Source organism: Bacillus sp. AK124, assembly GCF_053903085.1.
On the sequence record NZ_CP096378.1, the window covers coordinates 3266092 to 3279636 of the forward strand.

The 13545-nt window shown below is 47.6% G+C and carries 15 protein-coding genes; 2 read left to right on the forward strand and 13 right to left on the reverse strand.

Features of this window, described 5'->3' with window-relative positions; all coding sequences use genetic code 11:
* Window positions 1-6: 6 nt before the first annotated feature.
* Entirely contained in the window at window positions 7-333 is a 327-nt protein-coding gene (locus M1E06_RS16465; RefSeq protein WP_306453675.1) for a YqzG/YhdC family protein, read from the reverse strand.
* Window positions 334-531: 198 nt separating this feature from the next.
* Here M1E06_RS16465 and M1E06_RS16470 point away from each other — a divergent pair, with 198 nt between their 5' ends.
* On the forward strand, window positions 532-780 hold the full coding sequence (locus M1E06_RS16470; protein ID WP_023856510.1) for a YhdB family protein: 249 nt from the start codon (window positions 532-534) through the stop codon (window positions 778-780).
* A gap of 30 nt (window positions 781-810) precedes the next feature.
* On the opposite strand, the gene M1E06_RS16475 is transcribed toward M1E06_RS16470, so the two are convergent.
* The 10 genes from M1E06_RS16475 to M1E06_RS16520 all read right to left on the reverse strand — a co-directional run bounded on the left by M1E06_RS16475 (window position 811) and on the right by M1E06_RS16520 (window position 10928).
* Window positions 811-1329, reverse strand: a complete 519-nt coding sequence (locus tag M1E06_RS16475; RefSeq protein WP_025808224.1) for an NADPH-dependent FMN reductase — start codon at window positions 1327-1329, stop codon at window positions 811-813.
* 4 nt (window positions 1330-1333) lie between these two features.
* A complete protein-coding gene (locus tag M1E06_RS16480; RefSeq protein ID WP_031305082.1) occupies window positions 1334-1984 on the reverse strand; it encodes a response regulator in 651 nt (216 codons plus the stop codon).
* Complete coding sequence (locus M1E06_RS16485; protein WP_025808222.1) at window positions 1972-3120, reverse strand: GAF domain-containing sensor histidine kinase; 1149 nt, start codon at window positions 3118-3120, stop codon at window positions 1972-1974. The genes M1E06_RS16480 and M1E06_RS16485 overlap by 13 nt, the downstream gene beginning before the upstream one ends.
* 118 nt (window positions 3121-3238) lie before the next feature.
* Window positions 3239-3436, reverse strand: coding sequence for a helix-turn-helix transcriptional regulator (locus M1E06_RS16490; protein WP_059230683.1), 198 nt, complete (start codon window positions 3434-3436; stop codon window positions 3239-3241).
* Window positions 3437-3457: 21 nt separating this feature from the next.
* Window positions 3458-3916 (reverse strand): DUF6773 family protein, encoded by a 459-nt coding sequence (locus M1E06_RS16495; RefSeq protein WP_025811820.1) that lies wholly within the window; start codon window positions 3914-3916, stop codon window positions 3458-3460.
* 130 nt (window positions 3917-4046) lie between these two features.
* Window positions 4047-5792, reverse strand: coding sequence for a phospho-sugar mutase (locus tag M1E06_RS16500; RefSeq protein WP_216904217.1), 1746 nt, complete (start codon window positions 5790-5792; stop codon window positions 4047-4049).
* Between the two features lie 184 nt (window positions 5793-5976).
* A complete protein-coding gene (gene glpD / locus M1E06_RS16505) occupies window positions 5977-7644 on the reverse strand; it encodes a glycerol-3-phosphate dehydrogenase (protein ID WP_020450711.1) in 1668 nt (555 codons plus the stop codon).
* A gap of 146 nt (window positions 7645-7790) precedes the next feature.
* Window positions 7791-9281 (reverse strand): glycerol kinase GlpK, encoded by a 1491-nt coding sequence (gene glpK / locus M1E06_RS16510; protein WP_020450710.1) that lies wholly within the window; start codon window positions 9279-9281, stop codon window positions 7791-7793.
* A 46-nt stretch (window positions 9282-9327) separates the two neighbouring features.
* Window positions 9328-10143, reverse strand: coding sequence for an MIP/aquaporin family protein (locus M1E06_RS16515; RefSeq protein WP_020450709.1), 816 nt, complete (start codon window positions 10141-10143; stop codon window positions 9328-9330).
* A 227-nt stretch (window positions 10144-10370) separates the two neighbouring features.
* Window positions 10371-10928 (reverse strand): glycerol-3-phosphate responsive antiterminator, encoded by a 558-nt coding sequence (locus tag M1E06_RS16520; protein ID WP_026579996.1) that lies wholly within the window; start codon window positions 10926-10928, stop codon window positions 10371-10373.
* Window positions 10929-11100: 172 nt separating this feature from the next.
* Here M1E06_RS16520 and M1E06_RS16525 point away from each other — a divergent pair, with 172 nt between their 5' ends.
* A complete protein-coding gene (locus M1E06_RS16525; protein WP_216904215.1) occupies window positions 11101-12093 on the forward strand; it encodes a quinone oxidoreductase family protein in 993 nt (330 codons plus the stop codon).
* A 65-nt stretch (window positions 12094-12158) separates the two neighbouring features.
* On the opposite strand, the gene M1E06_RS16530 is transcribed toward M1E06_RS16525, so the two are convergent.
* Together M1E06_RS16530 and M1E06_RS16535 are read right to left on the reverse strand one after the other, a co-directional pair.
* Window positions 12159-13070, reverse strand: coding sequence for an AEC family transporter (locus M1E06_RS16530; protein WP_020450706.1), 912 nt, complete (start codon window positions 13068-13070; stop codon window positions 12159-12161).
* 14 nt (window positions 13071-13084) lie between these two features.
* Entirely contained in the window at window positions 13085-13264 is a 180-nt protein-coding gene (locus M1E06_RS16535; protein WP_023856501.1) for a hypothetical protein, read from the reverse strand.
* Between the last annotated feature and the right edge of the window lie 281 nt (window positions 13265-13545).

Below are 13545 nucleotides of genomic sequence, written 5' to 3' on the forward strand. Positions count from 1 at the left end.
TTTTTGTTATAAAGTGAAAATATTCACGTTGATGATCGCATTGGTCACCGGGTGAAAATACACCTCGGCGTGCGCCGAAAATGATTTGCCTTCCTGATTGACGGTTACCCTGAAGACATCTTTTGTCTCTTCATCATTGACTTGAGTGCGCCCTAAATATTCATAATCCTCAAGCTTTGCACCTTCGTATTTTTCTTCAAGGGCGCTCCAGGCGATTCTCTCCCACCGTTCTGGCGCATCGGAAACACCTGCTTGAAAGTGGCTCTTCGCCGGGAATGACAAAAGCGTTAATATGCAAAAAAAGTACGTGCAATATCGTTTTTTCATTTCCATTCGCTCCGCATGTATTGTACATACGTTAGCTTGACCGGAAACGGAGAATGTCATGCAGACATTTTTTCGCGGTATAGCGTATACCATCCTCATATTTCTAGGCCGTCAAACAAGGGAGACCAAGTTTTGCCCGGAGAAAAAAACACCCCGCCACATAAAATAATCATGACTCCTCAGAAAGAAGGGAGAGTGGCGAAATTGAATTACGCTGACTATGACAAAGCTTTGTATTATACGCACCGCTCGCAGTGGGACAATCTGCTGATCCTGATGGTGCGGACAGAAGACGATTTATTATCAAAGCGGATCGAGCATTTTTTGCACGCCTACAATTTTGAAAGAGATGACGCCATTGTCGAAAAAAGGCTTTATGATCTGCTGCAATACATTGATCACGCCTCATTTTCGGGACAAGAACACGAAAACGGCGTGCTCGTTTTTACGTAAAATAAAATAAGCCTGGCGCTCTAATCAGCGTCAGGCTTTTTGAAATTCAGCAAAGTGCAGAAGCTCTTCCATTACATTTTTGATATTGGCTTTGGCTGCTTCAGTAACCGTATGGTGTTCCTCATCAATATGAATCGGATCGAGCACAAGCTGCTTTGTGATGACGTTCGCATAAACTCCGCGCGCGACAATACGCATATTGGCGAGCGCGTTCATCCCGCCTTTGCCGCCTCCTGCACAAGCAAAAAGCGCCACCGGTTTGCCCGAGAACTGTTCATTGCTTAAAAAATCGAGCGCATTTTTCAAAGCGCCGCTCATACCGCTGTGGTATTCGGGAGATAATAAAACGACAGCGTCTGCTTCTTTGACCGAAGTTTTCAGTTTTTGAACATTCTCCAGCGAGCTCTGCTCTTCTTCTCCGTTGAAAATCGGTAGGATGAACTCGCTTAGATCGATAAGCTCGGCCTGATACGTGCGGGCGATATAGGAAGCGGCGATCCGCGTTCTGCCCTGTTTTCTTGCGGTTCCGCTGACTACGGTTATTTTCATTTGATCATCTCCCGTCATTTTGTTGTAGTCCGTGTTTAACTGCAAAGAGCGCGGCTTGCGTGCGATCGGATAAGCCAAGCTTTGACAGCAGATTGGATACATGAGTTTTCACTGTTTTTTCGCTGATAAATAAAGAAGCGGCGATTTCCTTGTTGCTTTTCCCTTTTGTAATTTCCAATAAAACATCTTTTTCTCTTTTTGTCAATTGATGTATTTTTTCTTTCTCATCAGCCTGTGACATATGGTGAAAGACATGGGACATGATGCTTGGATCCAAGGAATATCTCCCTCCATAAACAGCACGTATCGTCTCGACAAGTTCATCAGGTTCGGCGTCTTTGAGCTGATAGGCAGAGGCTCCAGCCTGGATGGCGGGAATCACATAGCTTTCATCCGCATAGCTTGTCAGCGCTATGATTTTGACAGACGGATATGCCTTTTTTATTCGCTTTGTCGCCTCAATTCCGTCCATTTCAGGCATTGATAAATCCATTAATACGATGTCTGCCTCCCGTCTTCGCAAGACATCGAGCGCCTCAATTCCTGTTGATGCCTCTCCGACAACGTCAAAATCGCTTTTTGTTTTGAAAAAAAATAAGAGGCCTTTTCTGACAATATGATGATCATCGGCAATGATGATTTTCACCTTTTCCATCCTGCCTCCCCCTTCTCATTCAAAGGCAAAACCGCCCGGATTTTCGTCCCCTTACCGATTGCGGAGTCGATCAAAAACGTGCCGCCCGCTTTTTCCGTCCGCTCCTTCATTCCTTTCAGCCCAAGCGTCGGAATCCCCGCGTCAGGATCGTACTGAAACCCTTTGCCGTCATCTTCGATCTCCAAGACGGCAGACGATTGGAATACATCGATTTTCACTTGTATGCGGCTAGCACTGGCATGCTTTTTGCAATTGTTGAGAGCTTCCTGGCTCAGCCGCCACATCAATTCCTCAGCAGGAGGCGGCAGCCGGAGCACACCGCTGAGCGTGAAGATCACCTGAAGGCCGAGCACTTCCGCATATTTTTCAAGAGCCGCCGCCAACCCTTCTTCAAGGCCCTGGGGCCTCAGCTGCCAAATTAACGCCCGCATCTCAAGCAGTGCTTCATGAGAAAGATGTTGCATAAACTCGAGCATTTCCCTGATCTCAGGCTGGTCTGTCATTTCCCCCGCCGCTTTAGCGGTCAAGCTGAGCGAAAAAAGCATTTGATTGACGGAATCATGCAAGTCCTGAGCCAATCTGTTTCTTTCGGTCAGCAGCATGTGTTTTTGCTGTTGTTCAGCAAGCCGCATCCGTTTGATCGCCATCCCGATTTGCAAAGCAACAGCTTCGAGGAGCGCCAGTTCCCCGCGGCTGAAATGAATTTTGTCCGGAGCCGCAACGTTCAGCAAACCGAACTGTTTCTTCTGATCGCTGAGAGGGACGGTTGCATGATGTGTGATGCCTTCCGGATCTCCGGTCTTCTGTCTCATGGCCGTCGTAATTCGCCGGCAATGAATGATATTTTTCGCCCTGTCCAGCTTTCCGTCCCTATATTGTTCAAGACAGTAGCAGCTTCCTTCGCATAATAAACGGTTGTGCCGGTAAGAAAGCGCCTGAGGCAGGCGGACCGAAGCGGCCAGTTCAAAGCGACCCTTTTCATCGATCAGAAAAAGCCACGCTGTTTTGAGTCCCGTTAAGCTGAGCAGCTTTTTTAAAACAGCATGTAGCGTTTCTTTTAGATGGTTCCCTTCGTTTAAAGCTTCCGCTATTTCTTTGAGCGTTTTCAATTTTTCAAACTGCGTGTCTTCCCGCAAAAAATTCATCCCCTTAACCCGGAGTTTCTTTTATTATATCGATATTTGATAAAAAAAAGGCCACCTCATGAGATGAACTTTTCTAAGACTTTTGACCGAGAAGGGACAAAGCGAATCGTTAAGCTTCTTCCTCCCAAAACAAATCATCAAGCGTTTTGCCCAGCGCCTTTGCGATCGCGATGCAAAGGTGCAATGTCGGATTGTATTTATTTTTTTCGATCAGCCCGATCGTCTGTCTTGTCACATTGACCCGCTCGGCAAGCTGGGCTTGTGTCAAAGACTTTTCGACCCGGGCGAGTTTGACCCGGTTAACCATATGCTCACCCGCCGTTTTCATTTAATCATCTAATAGATCTTGATTTTTCCGAAAGGATTTGCGCAACGAGATAAAGTTGATCAGAAAATGAAAAAATACAAACAACATCACCATCATAATAAAGTCAAACCAACTGCCGGGGTGTTTTGGTATGCCGGTAAAAATAAGCACTAAAATGGCAAATATGATGCCGGAAGCGAGGCTGAGAGCCGTGATCTCTTTTCTTTTTTTCCTGTACGCCGCTTGACCTGCAATCTCCGGATATTCAAACCCCGACAAAAGATAGCGGAACAATATCCAGCCTGCATAGACTGCAAAACCGATGGCACTGACGATGTATTCGGATGCCGGTCTCCCTAAAATGAGGCCCCGGATGATCATATCCAAAAATAAGATAGCAGCGACAATCGTACCGGCTTCGCTAAAAAATTGCGTCATTTTCTTTTCTACATATTCATCCCCGGTTTTTATCCATTTCATGTCAGCCATTTTCCCCTTTCACATGCAATTTATATCTAACTTATTGTTAAATATATATTACATTATTTATGGCCGCTTATCAATAAAAATTGAAAACCCGCCGTGTAGCAAGGCGGGTTTTCAGCGATTATCAATTTGAAGTCGCTTTTACAATATCATCGATTTTTTTCATCACTTCATCTGTCAATTGATGGAGAAGCGCTTCACTGTCTTCATTGGTTGGGCCTTTGACTGCGAAATAAAATTTCACTTTAGGCTCTGTGCCAGATGGACGGAGGCAGAACCATGAGCCGTCTTCAAGGAAATATTTCAAAACATTGGATGTCGGAAGATCGATCGTTTCTGTTTTGTTTTCCTTCAGCAGCGTCCGCTTCCCTGTCAAATAGTCTTCTGCGGATACAACGTCTTTTCCGGCGATGAAAAGAGGCGGCTGTTCTCTGAATGTGCTGAGGATGGCTGCGATTTGCTCCGCTCCCTCTTTTCCTTTTAAGGTCAGGGACTTCAAGCCTTCTCTATAGAAGCCGAACGTTTGATACAATTCGAGGAGCCCATCATACAGCGATTTTCCTTGCTTTTTATAGAAGGCGCATACCTCAACCGCAAGCAGTGCTGCCTGGACGGCATCCTTGTCTCTTGCGAAATCGCCGATCAAGTAACCGTAGCTCTCCTCATAACCGAATTGGAAAGCATATTCGCCCGATGCTTCAAATTGTTTGATTTTTTCTCCGATGAATTTAAAGCCGGTCAGCGTGTCGATCGTGTCAAGTCCGAAAGAAGCGGCAATGTCGCGCCCCATTTCGCTCGTCACAATCGTTTTTAGAACGACTCCGTTATCAGGCAGCGTGCCTTTCTGCTGTTTTTGCGATAGCAGATAATGCAAAAGCAGCGCGCCGGTTTGATTTCCTGTCAGCACCGCGTAATGGCCTTCTTGATCCTTTACAGCAACGCCGAGGCGGTCCGCGTCGGGATCGGTTCCGATCAGAATATCGGCTCCTTTTTCTTCTCCGAGCCTGATCGCATATTCAAAAGCGGCGTGCTCTTCCGGATTAGGAGAAGACACGGTCGAAAAGTCAGGATCAGGCAGCTCCTGTTCCGGAACGACTGTGACATGCTCATACCCGAGAGCTTTCAAGCCGCGTCTCACGGATTTATTTGCCGTGCCGTGCAGCGGGGTGAAAATAACTTTGACTTCAGTTTCCTTTGCCAGATCAGGATTGACAGAAATCGATGTCAGTTTATCGAGATACGCTTGATCGATTTCCTCGCCGATTATTTGGATCAACCCTTTTTCGGTTAAGGCAGCTTCATCGCCTGCTTCGATTTCCAATTCATTTTCAATCGCATTGACATAGCCGATGAGTTTGTCGGCATCAGCAGGCGGAAGCTGCGCGCCGTCCTCTCCGTAGACTTTATAGCCGTTGTATTCAGGCGGGTTATGGCTCGCCGTGATGACAATACCTGCAAACGCATTCAGTTCTCTTACCGCAAAGGAAAGTTCAGGTGTCGGGCGCAGTTCGTCAAACACGTACGTTTGAACGCCGTTTTCCGCGAGCGTTTTAGCAGCTTCCATTGCAAATTCAGGCGACTTGTGGCGGGAATCGTACGCGATCACAACGCCGCGCTTTTTTGCTTCTTTGCCGTTCGCTCCTATGTATGCGGCAAGGCCCGCCGATGCTTTGCGAACCGTATAAACGTTCATGCGATTCGGACCGGGTCCGATCTCTCCGCGCATGCCGGCTGTACCAAACTCAAGTTTTTTATAAAAGCAATCCTCTAGTTCTTTTTCATTTCCTTCAGCTTCCAAAAGAAGCGATTTTAATTCGGAATCTAAGTTTTCTTTGTTTTTCCAGCGTTCATAGCTCGTTCTCCAGCTCATGATTACCTCCAATGTTCTAGCTAAGTAATTGCAGCTTTTCTTTTATCATATCGACAAACAGCCGCTTTGTCCAAATTTAGCATGCCGAACGAAAAAAATGAGGCTGCCTGATCAAGACAGCCTCACGTTAGGCCATTCGGTTGATTTTTAAAGAAAATTCATCAAGGGCATTTGACCCGATACATCATCTGCTTTCCAGCGGGACAACAGCGTCGTGAAGAAGTCCTTCCAATGCTTGGACATGCCGGGCCTTCGTTTCGCCATCCCAGTTCAGCTTCTCGCTCATGTAGTCGGTAAGGCTGTCTTTGTAAGTGCGGACCCAATTGATATCAAAGAACAGCGCACCCGTTCTGCGGACGAAGAAGTCTGCCGGGACGGCAGCCATTTCTTCCTCGATCCCGTAATCCATTTCTGCCAGTACATGGACAGGAATGCGGCGGTCTGCTGCTTCATCTTTCAGGGATGGGACACGATCAAACAGGCGGTCTGCGTTTGAACCGTATCGTGCGGCGATCTGTTTTGCCGTCTCTTCGGACAGTCCGGCTTTGATCCCTTCGGCTGCTTTCACTTGAATAAAATCCTCCAGATTTTTGGAGCCGCCGATATGGCCGCCTGAGATCGGCATCGTTTTTGTTCTGCAAGGACCGAAGTCTCTGCCGCCCTCTTCTTTTAATCGGTCTCTGACAAGATCGACGATATGCTCAGCCATTTTTCTGTAGCCGGTCAGCTTTCCGCCGGCAATCGTGATCAGTCCGGATTCAGAAGTCCAGATCTCATCTTTCCGGGAAATCTCGGACGGGTCTTTTCCTTCTTCATGAATCAGCGGTCTGAGCCCCGCCCAGCTTGATTCGACATCTTCGGCCTTGATTCCCAGTTCAGGGAACATATAGTTGATTGCATTAATGACATAATCCCTGTCTGCAGTCGTCATTCGAGGGTGTTCCAGATCCTCGTTGTAGACGGTGTCCGTTGTGCCGACATATGCCTTTCCGTCTCTCGGAATCGCGAACACCATGCGGCCGTCGGGCGTATCAAAATAAACGGCTTGTTTTAAAGGAAAGACCGATTGATCAAAAACAAGATGCACGCCTTTTGTATGCTGAAGGTGTTTGCCTTCTTTTGAATGGTCTTTTTCCCGCAGACGGTCAACCCACGGACCCGCGGCATTGACGATTTTTTTCGCGTGGACACGGTACGTTTTTTTCGTGAAGACGTCTTCAATGACCACGCCGGTGACCTTGCCGTTTTCATAAATAAAATCGCTTACTTTCGCATAATTGACGGCCTCGGCTCCGAATTTAACCGCTTCTTTCATGACTTCGATCGTCAACCTGGCGTCATCCGTCCGGTATTCGACATAATAGCCGCCGCCTTTCAGGCCGTTCTTTTTCACGAGCGGCTCTTTTTGAAGCGTTTCCTCGGCATTCAGCATGCTCCTCCGCTCAGCTTTTTTGACACCTGCTAAAAAGTCGTACACTCGCAGTCCGATTGAAGTGCTGAATTTGCCGAAAGTGCCTCCCTTATGCATCGGAAGCAGCATCCATTCAGGCGTTGTCACGTGCGGACCGTTTTCATAGACGATCGCCCGCTCTTTGCCGACCTCGGCTACCATTTTCACTTCAAATTGCTTTAAATAGCGAAGTCCGCCGTGTACGAGTTTCGTGGAGCGGCTTGACGTTCCGGCCGCAAAGTCCTGCATTTCGCAAAGCGCCGTTTTCATTCCGCGCGATGCGGCGTCCAATGCCGTCCCTGCGCCTGTAATACCTCCGCCGATAATAAACACGTCATACTTCTGCTTCGTCATATTCTGTAAAATATCGTCCCGTTTGCGGCTTGAAAATAATGATTCCATGTTCATGTCCTCCCTTGTTGTCACGGTAAAAAAATAGAAAAAGAGACCACAAACATCCAAAGCGCTGATACTGCTTTGGTGCCTGCGGTCTCTCCTCTTCTCCAACCGTTTCTATTAACTTAATTAGATTGTAACATACATGCGGCTTATTTAAAAGCCCTAGCTGCATTTACAGCTTTCTTCCACCCGCTGTACAGACTCTCACGCTCTTTTTCTTCCATTTTCGGTTCAAAACGTTTGTCAAGCTGCCACTGGTCTTTGATCTCGGAACGATCACTCCAGAAGCCGACAGCAAGACCCGCTAAATAGGCTGAACCGAGCGCGGTTGTTTCATTGATTTCAGGACGTTCTACAGGGACATCCAAAATGTCGCCCTGAAAATCCATCAGGAAGTTGTTTTTGACAGCTCCGCCGTCGACTCTCAGCGTTTTCACCGAGATCCCGGAGTCTTCCATCATTGCGTCAAGAACATCTTTCGTTTGATAGGCAAGCGCTTCAAGCGTTGCTCTAACAAAATGCTCTTTCGTCGTACCCCGGGTCAGTCCGAATACAGCGCCGCGGACATCGCTGTCCCAATAAGGCGTGCCTAAACCTACAAATGCAGGAACCACATAAACACCATCGGCAGATTCTGTTCTTACAGCGTATTTTTCACTTTCTTTGGCGTCCTTAAACATTCTCAGCCCATCACGGAGCCATTGAATAGCGGAACCAGCGACGAAGACGCTGCCTTCCAGCGCATATTCCACCTTTCCGTCGATGCCCCAAGCGATTGTCGTCAGCAGGCCGTGCTCTGATTTGATCGCTTTCTCGCCGGTGTTCATCAGCATAAAGCAGCCTGTTCCATACGTGTTCTTAACCATTCCCTCTTCAAAGCAAGCCTGCCCGAACAATGCTGCCTGCTGGTCGCCGGCTGCACCTGCAATCGGAATGTTTTTGCCGAAGAAATGATAATCGACCGTTTCAGCGTATACATGCGATGAAGGCTTGACTTCAGGAAGCATCGATTTCGGTACGCCGAGAATATCGAGAAGTTCATCATCCCATTTGAGGTCATAGATGTTGAACATCAGTGTTCTTGAGGCGTTTGAATAATCTGTCACATGCGCTTTTCCGCCGGACATTTTCCAGATCAGCCAAGAATCGATCGTACCGAAGAGAAGGTCGCCGTTTTCCGCTTTCTCCCGTGCCCCTTCCACATGATCCAAAATCCATTTCACCTTCGTGCCTGAAAAATAAGGATCGATTAAAAGGCCTGTTTTTTCTCTGATCGTTTCTTCATAGCCTTGTTCTCTCAATTCCTGACATATTTCCGCCGATTGGCGGGACTGCCACACAATCGCATTGTAGACCGGTTTACCGGTATGTTTATCCCAAACAACGGTCGTTTCCCGCTGGTTGGTGATCCCGATTCCGGCAATTTGCGCGGCTTCGATTCCCGATTCTGAAAGCGCAGAAGCGATCACCGACAGAACCGAGCCCCAGATTTCATTTGCATTGTGTTCAACCCAGCCGGGGTTTGGAAAATATTGCTGAAATTCTTTTTGCGCAATATGGACAATTTCGCCTGCTTTGTTGAAAACAATCGCCCTTGTGCTTGTGGTGCCTTGATCAAGAGACAAAATGTATTTTTCCATTTTTGGAAACTCCCCCTTATATGTCTGTTAAGATTTGCGTTTTTTTTTAAATGTTGACCGATTGATCAACCGATTGTTTTTTCATATGAATATAGAAACCTAACAATATCACAACTAGTATAACGCTTACAATCCAAAATGTGTTGGTGATGTGCCCTTTGAATGCGGCGTTGTAAAAAACGCCTGCAAATGAACCGCCGAGCGCCGGTCCTAAAACAGGAATCCACGCGTACTTCCAATTTGAACTTCCTTTGCCTGCAATCGGAAGGACAAAGTGGGCGATTCTCGGCCCCAAATCGCGGGCAGGGTTAATCGCATAGCCTGTTGTTCCGCCGAGCGAGAGCCCGATCGCCACGATCAGAAATCCGACAACGAGCGGATTCAGTCCGTCAGTAAACTTGTTTGCACCGATCGCTAAAAGTCCGAGAACGAGAACAAAAGTCCCCAATGTTTCACTGAACAGGTTTGCAAATGTATTTGGAATCGCCGGCCCTGTCGAAAATACTCCCAGCTTCGCGCCTTGATCTTCGGTTTCTTTCCAGTGCGGCAAGTAGTGAAGAAAAACGAGCACCGCTCCTAAAAATGCGCCGATCATCTGTCCCAAAATATAGGAAGGCACTTCTTTCCAAGGAAAATCTCCGACAAATGCCAGCCCCAATGTAACGGCGGGATTTAAATGCGCTCCGCTGATGCCGCCGACGGCATATACCGCCATGGCCACGCCAAGCCCCCAGCCGAAGACGATCACAATCCATCCGGATTGATGGGACAGCGATTTTTTCAAATTAACTCCTGCACAAACTCCAGCTCCAAAGACGATGAGCAGCATCGTTCCGATAACTTCCCCCCAAAATGCTGTCAAGGCTATCCCTCCTAAAATCTATTATGAAGTGTTATTCTAAGATGAACACCATGGGTTCACCTTCTTCACTGTGTCTAAAAGACCATAAAAAAACACAGCAAACTTTCTTTACATCATACTGAGTAAAGAACTGCTGTGGTCTCCGGGTCTCCGTCACAATGTATTAACTTAGTAAGATCGTATCGTATAGTGAAAGCGTTGTCAATAATTTTTCACATTTTAAATTTTTACTTCCAGTATTTTTTCCATAGATCAGTGTCTGAGGTGGTGACTGCGGATGCCCCTGCTGCAAGCGCCTGCTCGACGTCTTTTTCGGTACGGATAAACCCGCCCGCAAAGATCGGAATGCCGGTTATTTCTTTGACTTCCTTGATCAGTTCCGGCACCACTCCGGGAAGCACTTCTATATAGTCGGGTCTGTGCTTTTTCACCAATTCAATACTCTTCTTCATGGCGCTTGTGTCTATTAAAAACATGCGTTGGATCGCATACACTTTCTTCTGCTTTGCTTTTGCGATAACGCTTGATCTTGTAGAGAGAATGCCCGCCGGCTTCATTTCCTGGCAAATGAATTCCGCACCGTATTCATCATGCTTAATTCCTTGGATCAGATCGACGTGCACAAACATTTTTTTCCCATGGGATCTGGCCGCGCTGATGACGCCTCCCAGCTGTCCAAGGTGGATGTCAAGCAGGACCCCGTATGAAAACGGGCTGTCCAGGAATGTATCAAACTGCTTCATATTACGTACCGCAGGTAAAATTTGTTGATCGTGAAAACTCATGTTCCATCTCCTTCACTTGCTATCTTGCTTCTGTATTACACTAATGGAATTTCCGCCTCATTGCAATCCTTTATAAACAGAAGCCTCTCACAGTGCCCGGGCAAATCATTTTACATTTACCTTCAGTCATGTCCATAATTTAACACAACCAACTCGAATGGGGGAATTTTTTATGAAAGCGATCATCCATGAAGGAATCAAGGGCCTTTCGGGACTGAAATATACAGACGTTTCCGACAAAACGCCCGGTCCGGGTGAAGTCAAAATCAGACTGAAAGCGGCCGGGCTGAACCACCGTGACTTGTTCCTTTTTCAATCCAGGGAGGCGGGTGATGCCCCATTTATACCCGGCTCCGACGGAGCTGGCACGATCGAAGAGACAGGCGAAGGCGTTCAGGGCCTCGCCGTTCATACAGAGGTGATCATCAATCCGAGCATCGGCTGGGAATATACGGATTCTGTTCCGCAAGTACCCGACATTCTCGGCGGCCCATCTGACGGAACCTTCGCAGACCATGTCATCGTCCCGGCGAAGCACGTGTTGAAAAAACCGGCGCACCTTTCCTGGGAGGAAGCAGGCGTCCTGCCTTTATCCGCTCTGACCGCTTACAGGGCTTTATTTACGAAAGGAAATTTAAAAAAAGGCGAACACATCTTAATACCGGGAGTCGGCGGAGGCGTCGCCACAAACGCAGTGCTCATGGCAAAGGCAGCAGGCGCGCGGGTGACTGTAACCTCCCGAAGCGAAGAAAAAAGAAAAGAAGCGCTCCGCTATGGGGCGGATCTCGCAATTGAAAGCCGCGGTCTGTGGAAAGAAAGCTTGGGCGGGGAACGGGTTGATTTAATCCTCGACAGCATCGGTCCGGCAACTTTTGCGAATTATTTCGATGTCATCAAGCCGAACGGAAGGATCATCAATTTCGGCGCCAGCTCGGGAGACAGCATCCAGCTTCCGCTGCGCTCGCTCTTTTTCCCGCAGATCAGCATCATCGGCACTTCGATGGGCAGCCTCGAAGAATTTCGGCAAATGATTGATTTTATCGAACGCCATTCCCTTAAGCCGGTGCTTGATCAAGTGTTTCCTTTATCAGAAGCGGTTGCAGCCTTTAAACGGATGAAAGACGGGGAGCAGTTTGGAAATATCGCATTGCAAATAGGCGGGTAACCTCTGGGGAACGGCGGCTTGCCAGTCATCAGCCGCCGTTTTTTGGTTTTGACCGAAAAAAGAGGTCAGCCCCATAATGAAAGCAGCCACAGCACGACCGGAAGGGTGACGATGCTGAGCATTGTACTGATAAACGTCGCGCTTGAAACGATTTCCGGCTTTGTTTCAAACTGAACCGCCATCAAAGTCGTATTCGCCGCTGTCGGCATGGCCGCCGCCAACACCATGATCTGTTTAACCAGCCCGTCGACGGGAAGAATCAGCGCAAACCCCAAGGCAATGAGCGGAGACACGAATAGTTTCAGCAAAAGCGAGTAAGAAATTTTCCGGTATTCGATATGTTGAAAGGAAATCACCGCAAGCTGCATGCCGAGAATAATCATAATCGTCGGAATCGCGGCGTCCCCCACCAATTTAATTCCCGTCATTAACTGTTCGGGAATCGAAATATGCCCCAGCTGAAAGCATATGCCGAGCAGCGCACCGTATGCGACCGGCATCCGGATAACCCTTGTCATCACAATTTTAAATCCGCCCGCTTCAGGGCTTCCTTTCGCTGCATAATATATGCCGATCGTGCTCATGACAAGCTGCTGAAGCACCATCAGCACAACGGCGATATCAAGCCCGGCCGTGCCGTAGACAAGCAGGACGACGGGAGTGCCGTAGTTTCCGTTATTCATGAAAGCGGATGATAAAACGAGAGCGCATCGCTCCTGATTGGAATACCCGTGAACATATGAAATGAGGTAGACAAATAGAATCAAAATGAAACAGAGGCCGAGACAATAGACAGACATATAGATATAATCCATCGTCAGCTTGTTCTCATAAAACGTATCAAACGCTAAAAACGGAGACATTAAATACAGGGACATTTTAGATAGGTTCTGAATATCAAAATGAAGCAGCTTTTGTCCGATGAACCCGATCGCAAATATCCCGAAAACCGGCAGTAAAACAAGCACAAACTCCATGATGCACCTTCTTTTTATGTATAACCGTTCTCATTAATACTATCAATCATATAGAAAATTCCGTTTGTTTTCAACGGTGTTTCCAGCCCGTTTGCAGTAAAAGAGATCCCGCATACCCGGCCCTGCTTGGCTAGGTATGCGGCAATCTTCTTCATGTACTGGGATGCGGCTGTAAGGAGAACTTGTTCACTCACATTCCGTTTCCCCTGAAACAGACAAACGATTTTGCGGGCCTCCCGTACATGTCGGATGATGACTTTCTGGCGGTTCTTTGATCTTGGCAGTGCTCAAGCAATGGGCATGTTTCAGGATTTTTATATGACCGGCAGCCTTTCGGTCTTGCTGGTTTAGGCGAATGCAACTGTCTTTTTCACTGTCCTTTCAAAGGGCATCATTTTTTCTGCCGCGGGCAAATAAAAACCGCAGACAAAAGAAGACATACATTGTCTCTACTGCCTGCGGGGAGTTGCGGATG

What these genes read in the sequence shown, in the direction of transcription:
- M1E06_RS16520 (WP_026579996.1), bottom strand. Translation starts at nt 10,928, where the DNA reads ATGAGTTTTCACGATCAACAAATTTTACCTGCGGTACGTAATATGAAG.
- M1E06_RS16495 (WP_025811820.1), bottom strand. Translation starts at nt 3,916, where the DNA reads ATGAAATGGATAAAAACCGGGGATGAATATGTAGAAAAGAAAATGACG.
- M1E06_RS16480 (WP_031305082.1), bottom strand. Translation starts at nt 1,984, where the DNA reads ATGGAAAAGGTGAAAATCATCATTGCCGATGATCATCATATTGTCAGA.
- glpD (WP_020450711.1), bottom strand. Translation starts at nt 7,644, where the DNA reads ATGGAATCATTATTTTCAAGCCGCAAACGGGACGATATTTTACAGAAT.
- M1E06_RS16465 (WP_306453675.1), bottom strand. Translation starts at nt 333, where the DNA reads ATGGAAATGAAAAAACGATATTGCACGTACTTTTTTTGCATATTAACG.
- M1E06_RS16490 (WP_059230683.1), bottom strand. Translation starts at nt 3,436, where the DNA reads ATGGTTAACCGGGTCAAACTCGCCCGGGTCGAAAAGTCTTTGACACAA.
- M1E06_RS16500 (WP_216904217.1), bottom strand. Translation starts at nt 5,792, where the DNA reads ATGAGCTGGAGAACGAGCTATGAACGCTGGAAAAACAAAGAAAACTTA.
- M1E06_RS16530 (WP_020450706.1), bottom strand. Translation starts at nt 13,070, where the DNA reads ATGGAGTTTGTGCTTGTTTTACTGCCGGTTTTCGGGATATTTGCGATC.
- glpK (WP_020450710.1), bottom strand. Translation starts at nt 9,281, where the DNA reads ATGGAAAAATACATTTTGTCTCTTGATCAAGGCACCACAAGCACAAGG.
- M1E06_RS16525 (WP_216904215.1), top strand. Translation starts at nt 11,101, where the DNA reads ATGAAAGCGATCATCCATGAAGGAATCAAGGGCCTTTCGGGACTGAAA.
- M1E06_RS16475 (WP_025808224.1), bottom strand. Translation starts at nt 1,329, where the DNA reads ATGAAAATAACCGTAGTCAGCGGAACCGCAAGAAAACAGGGCAGAACG.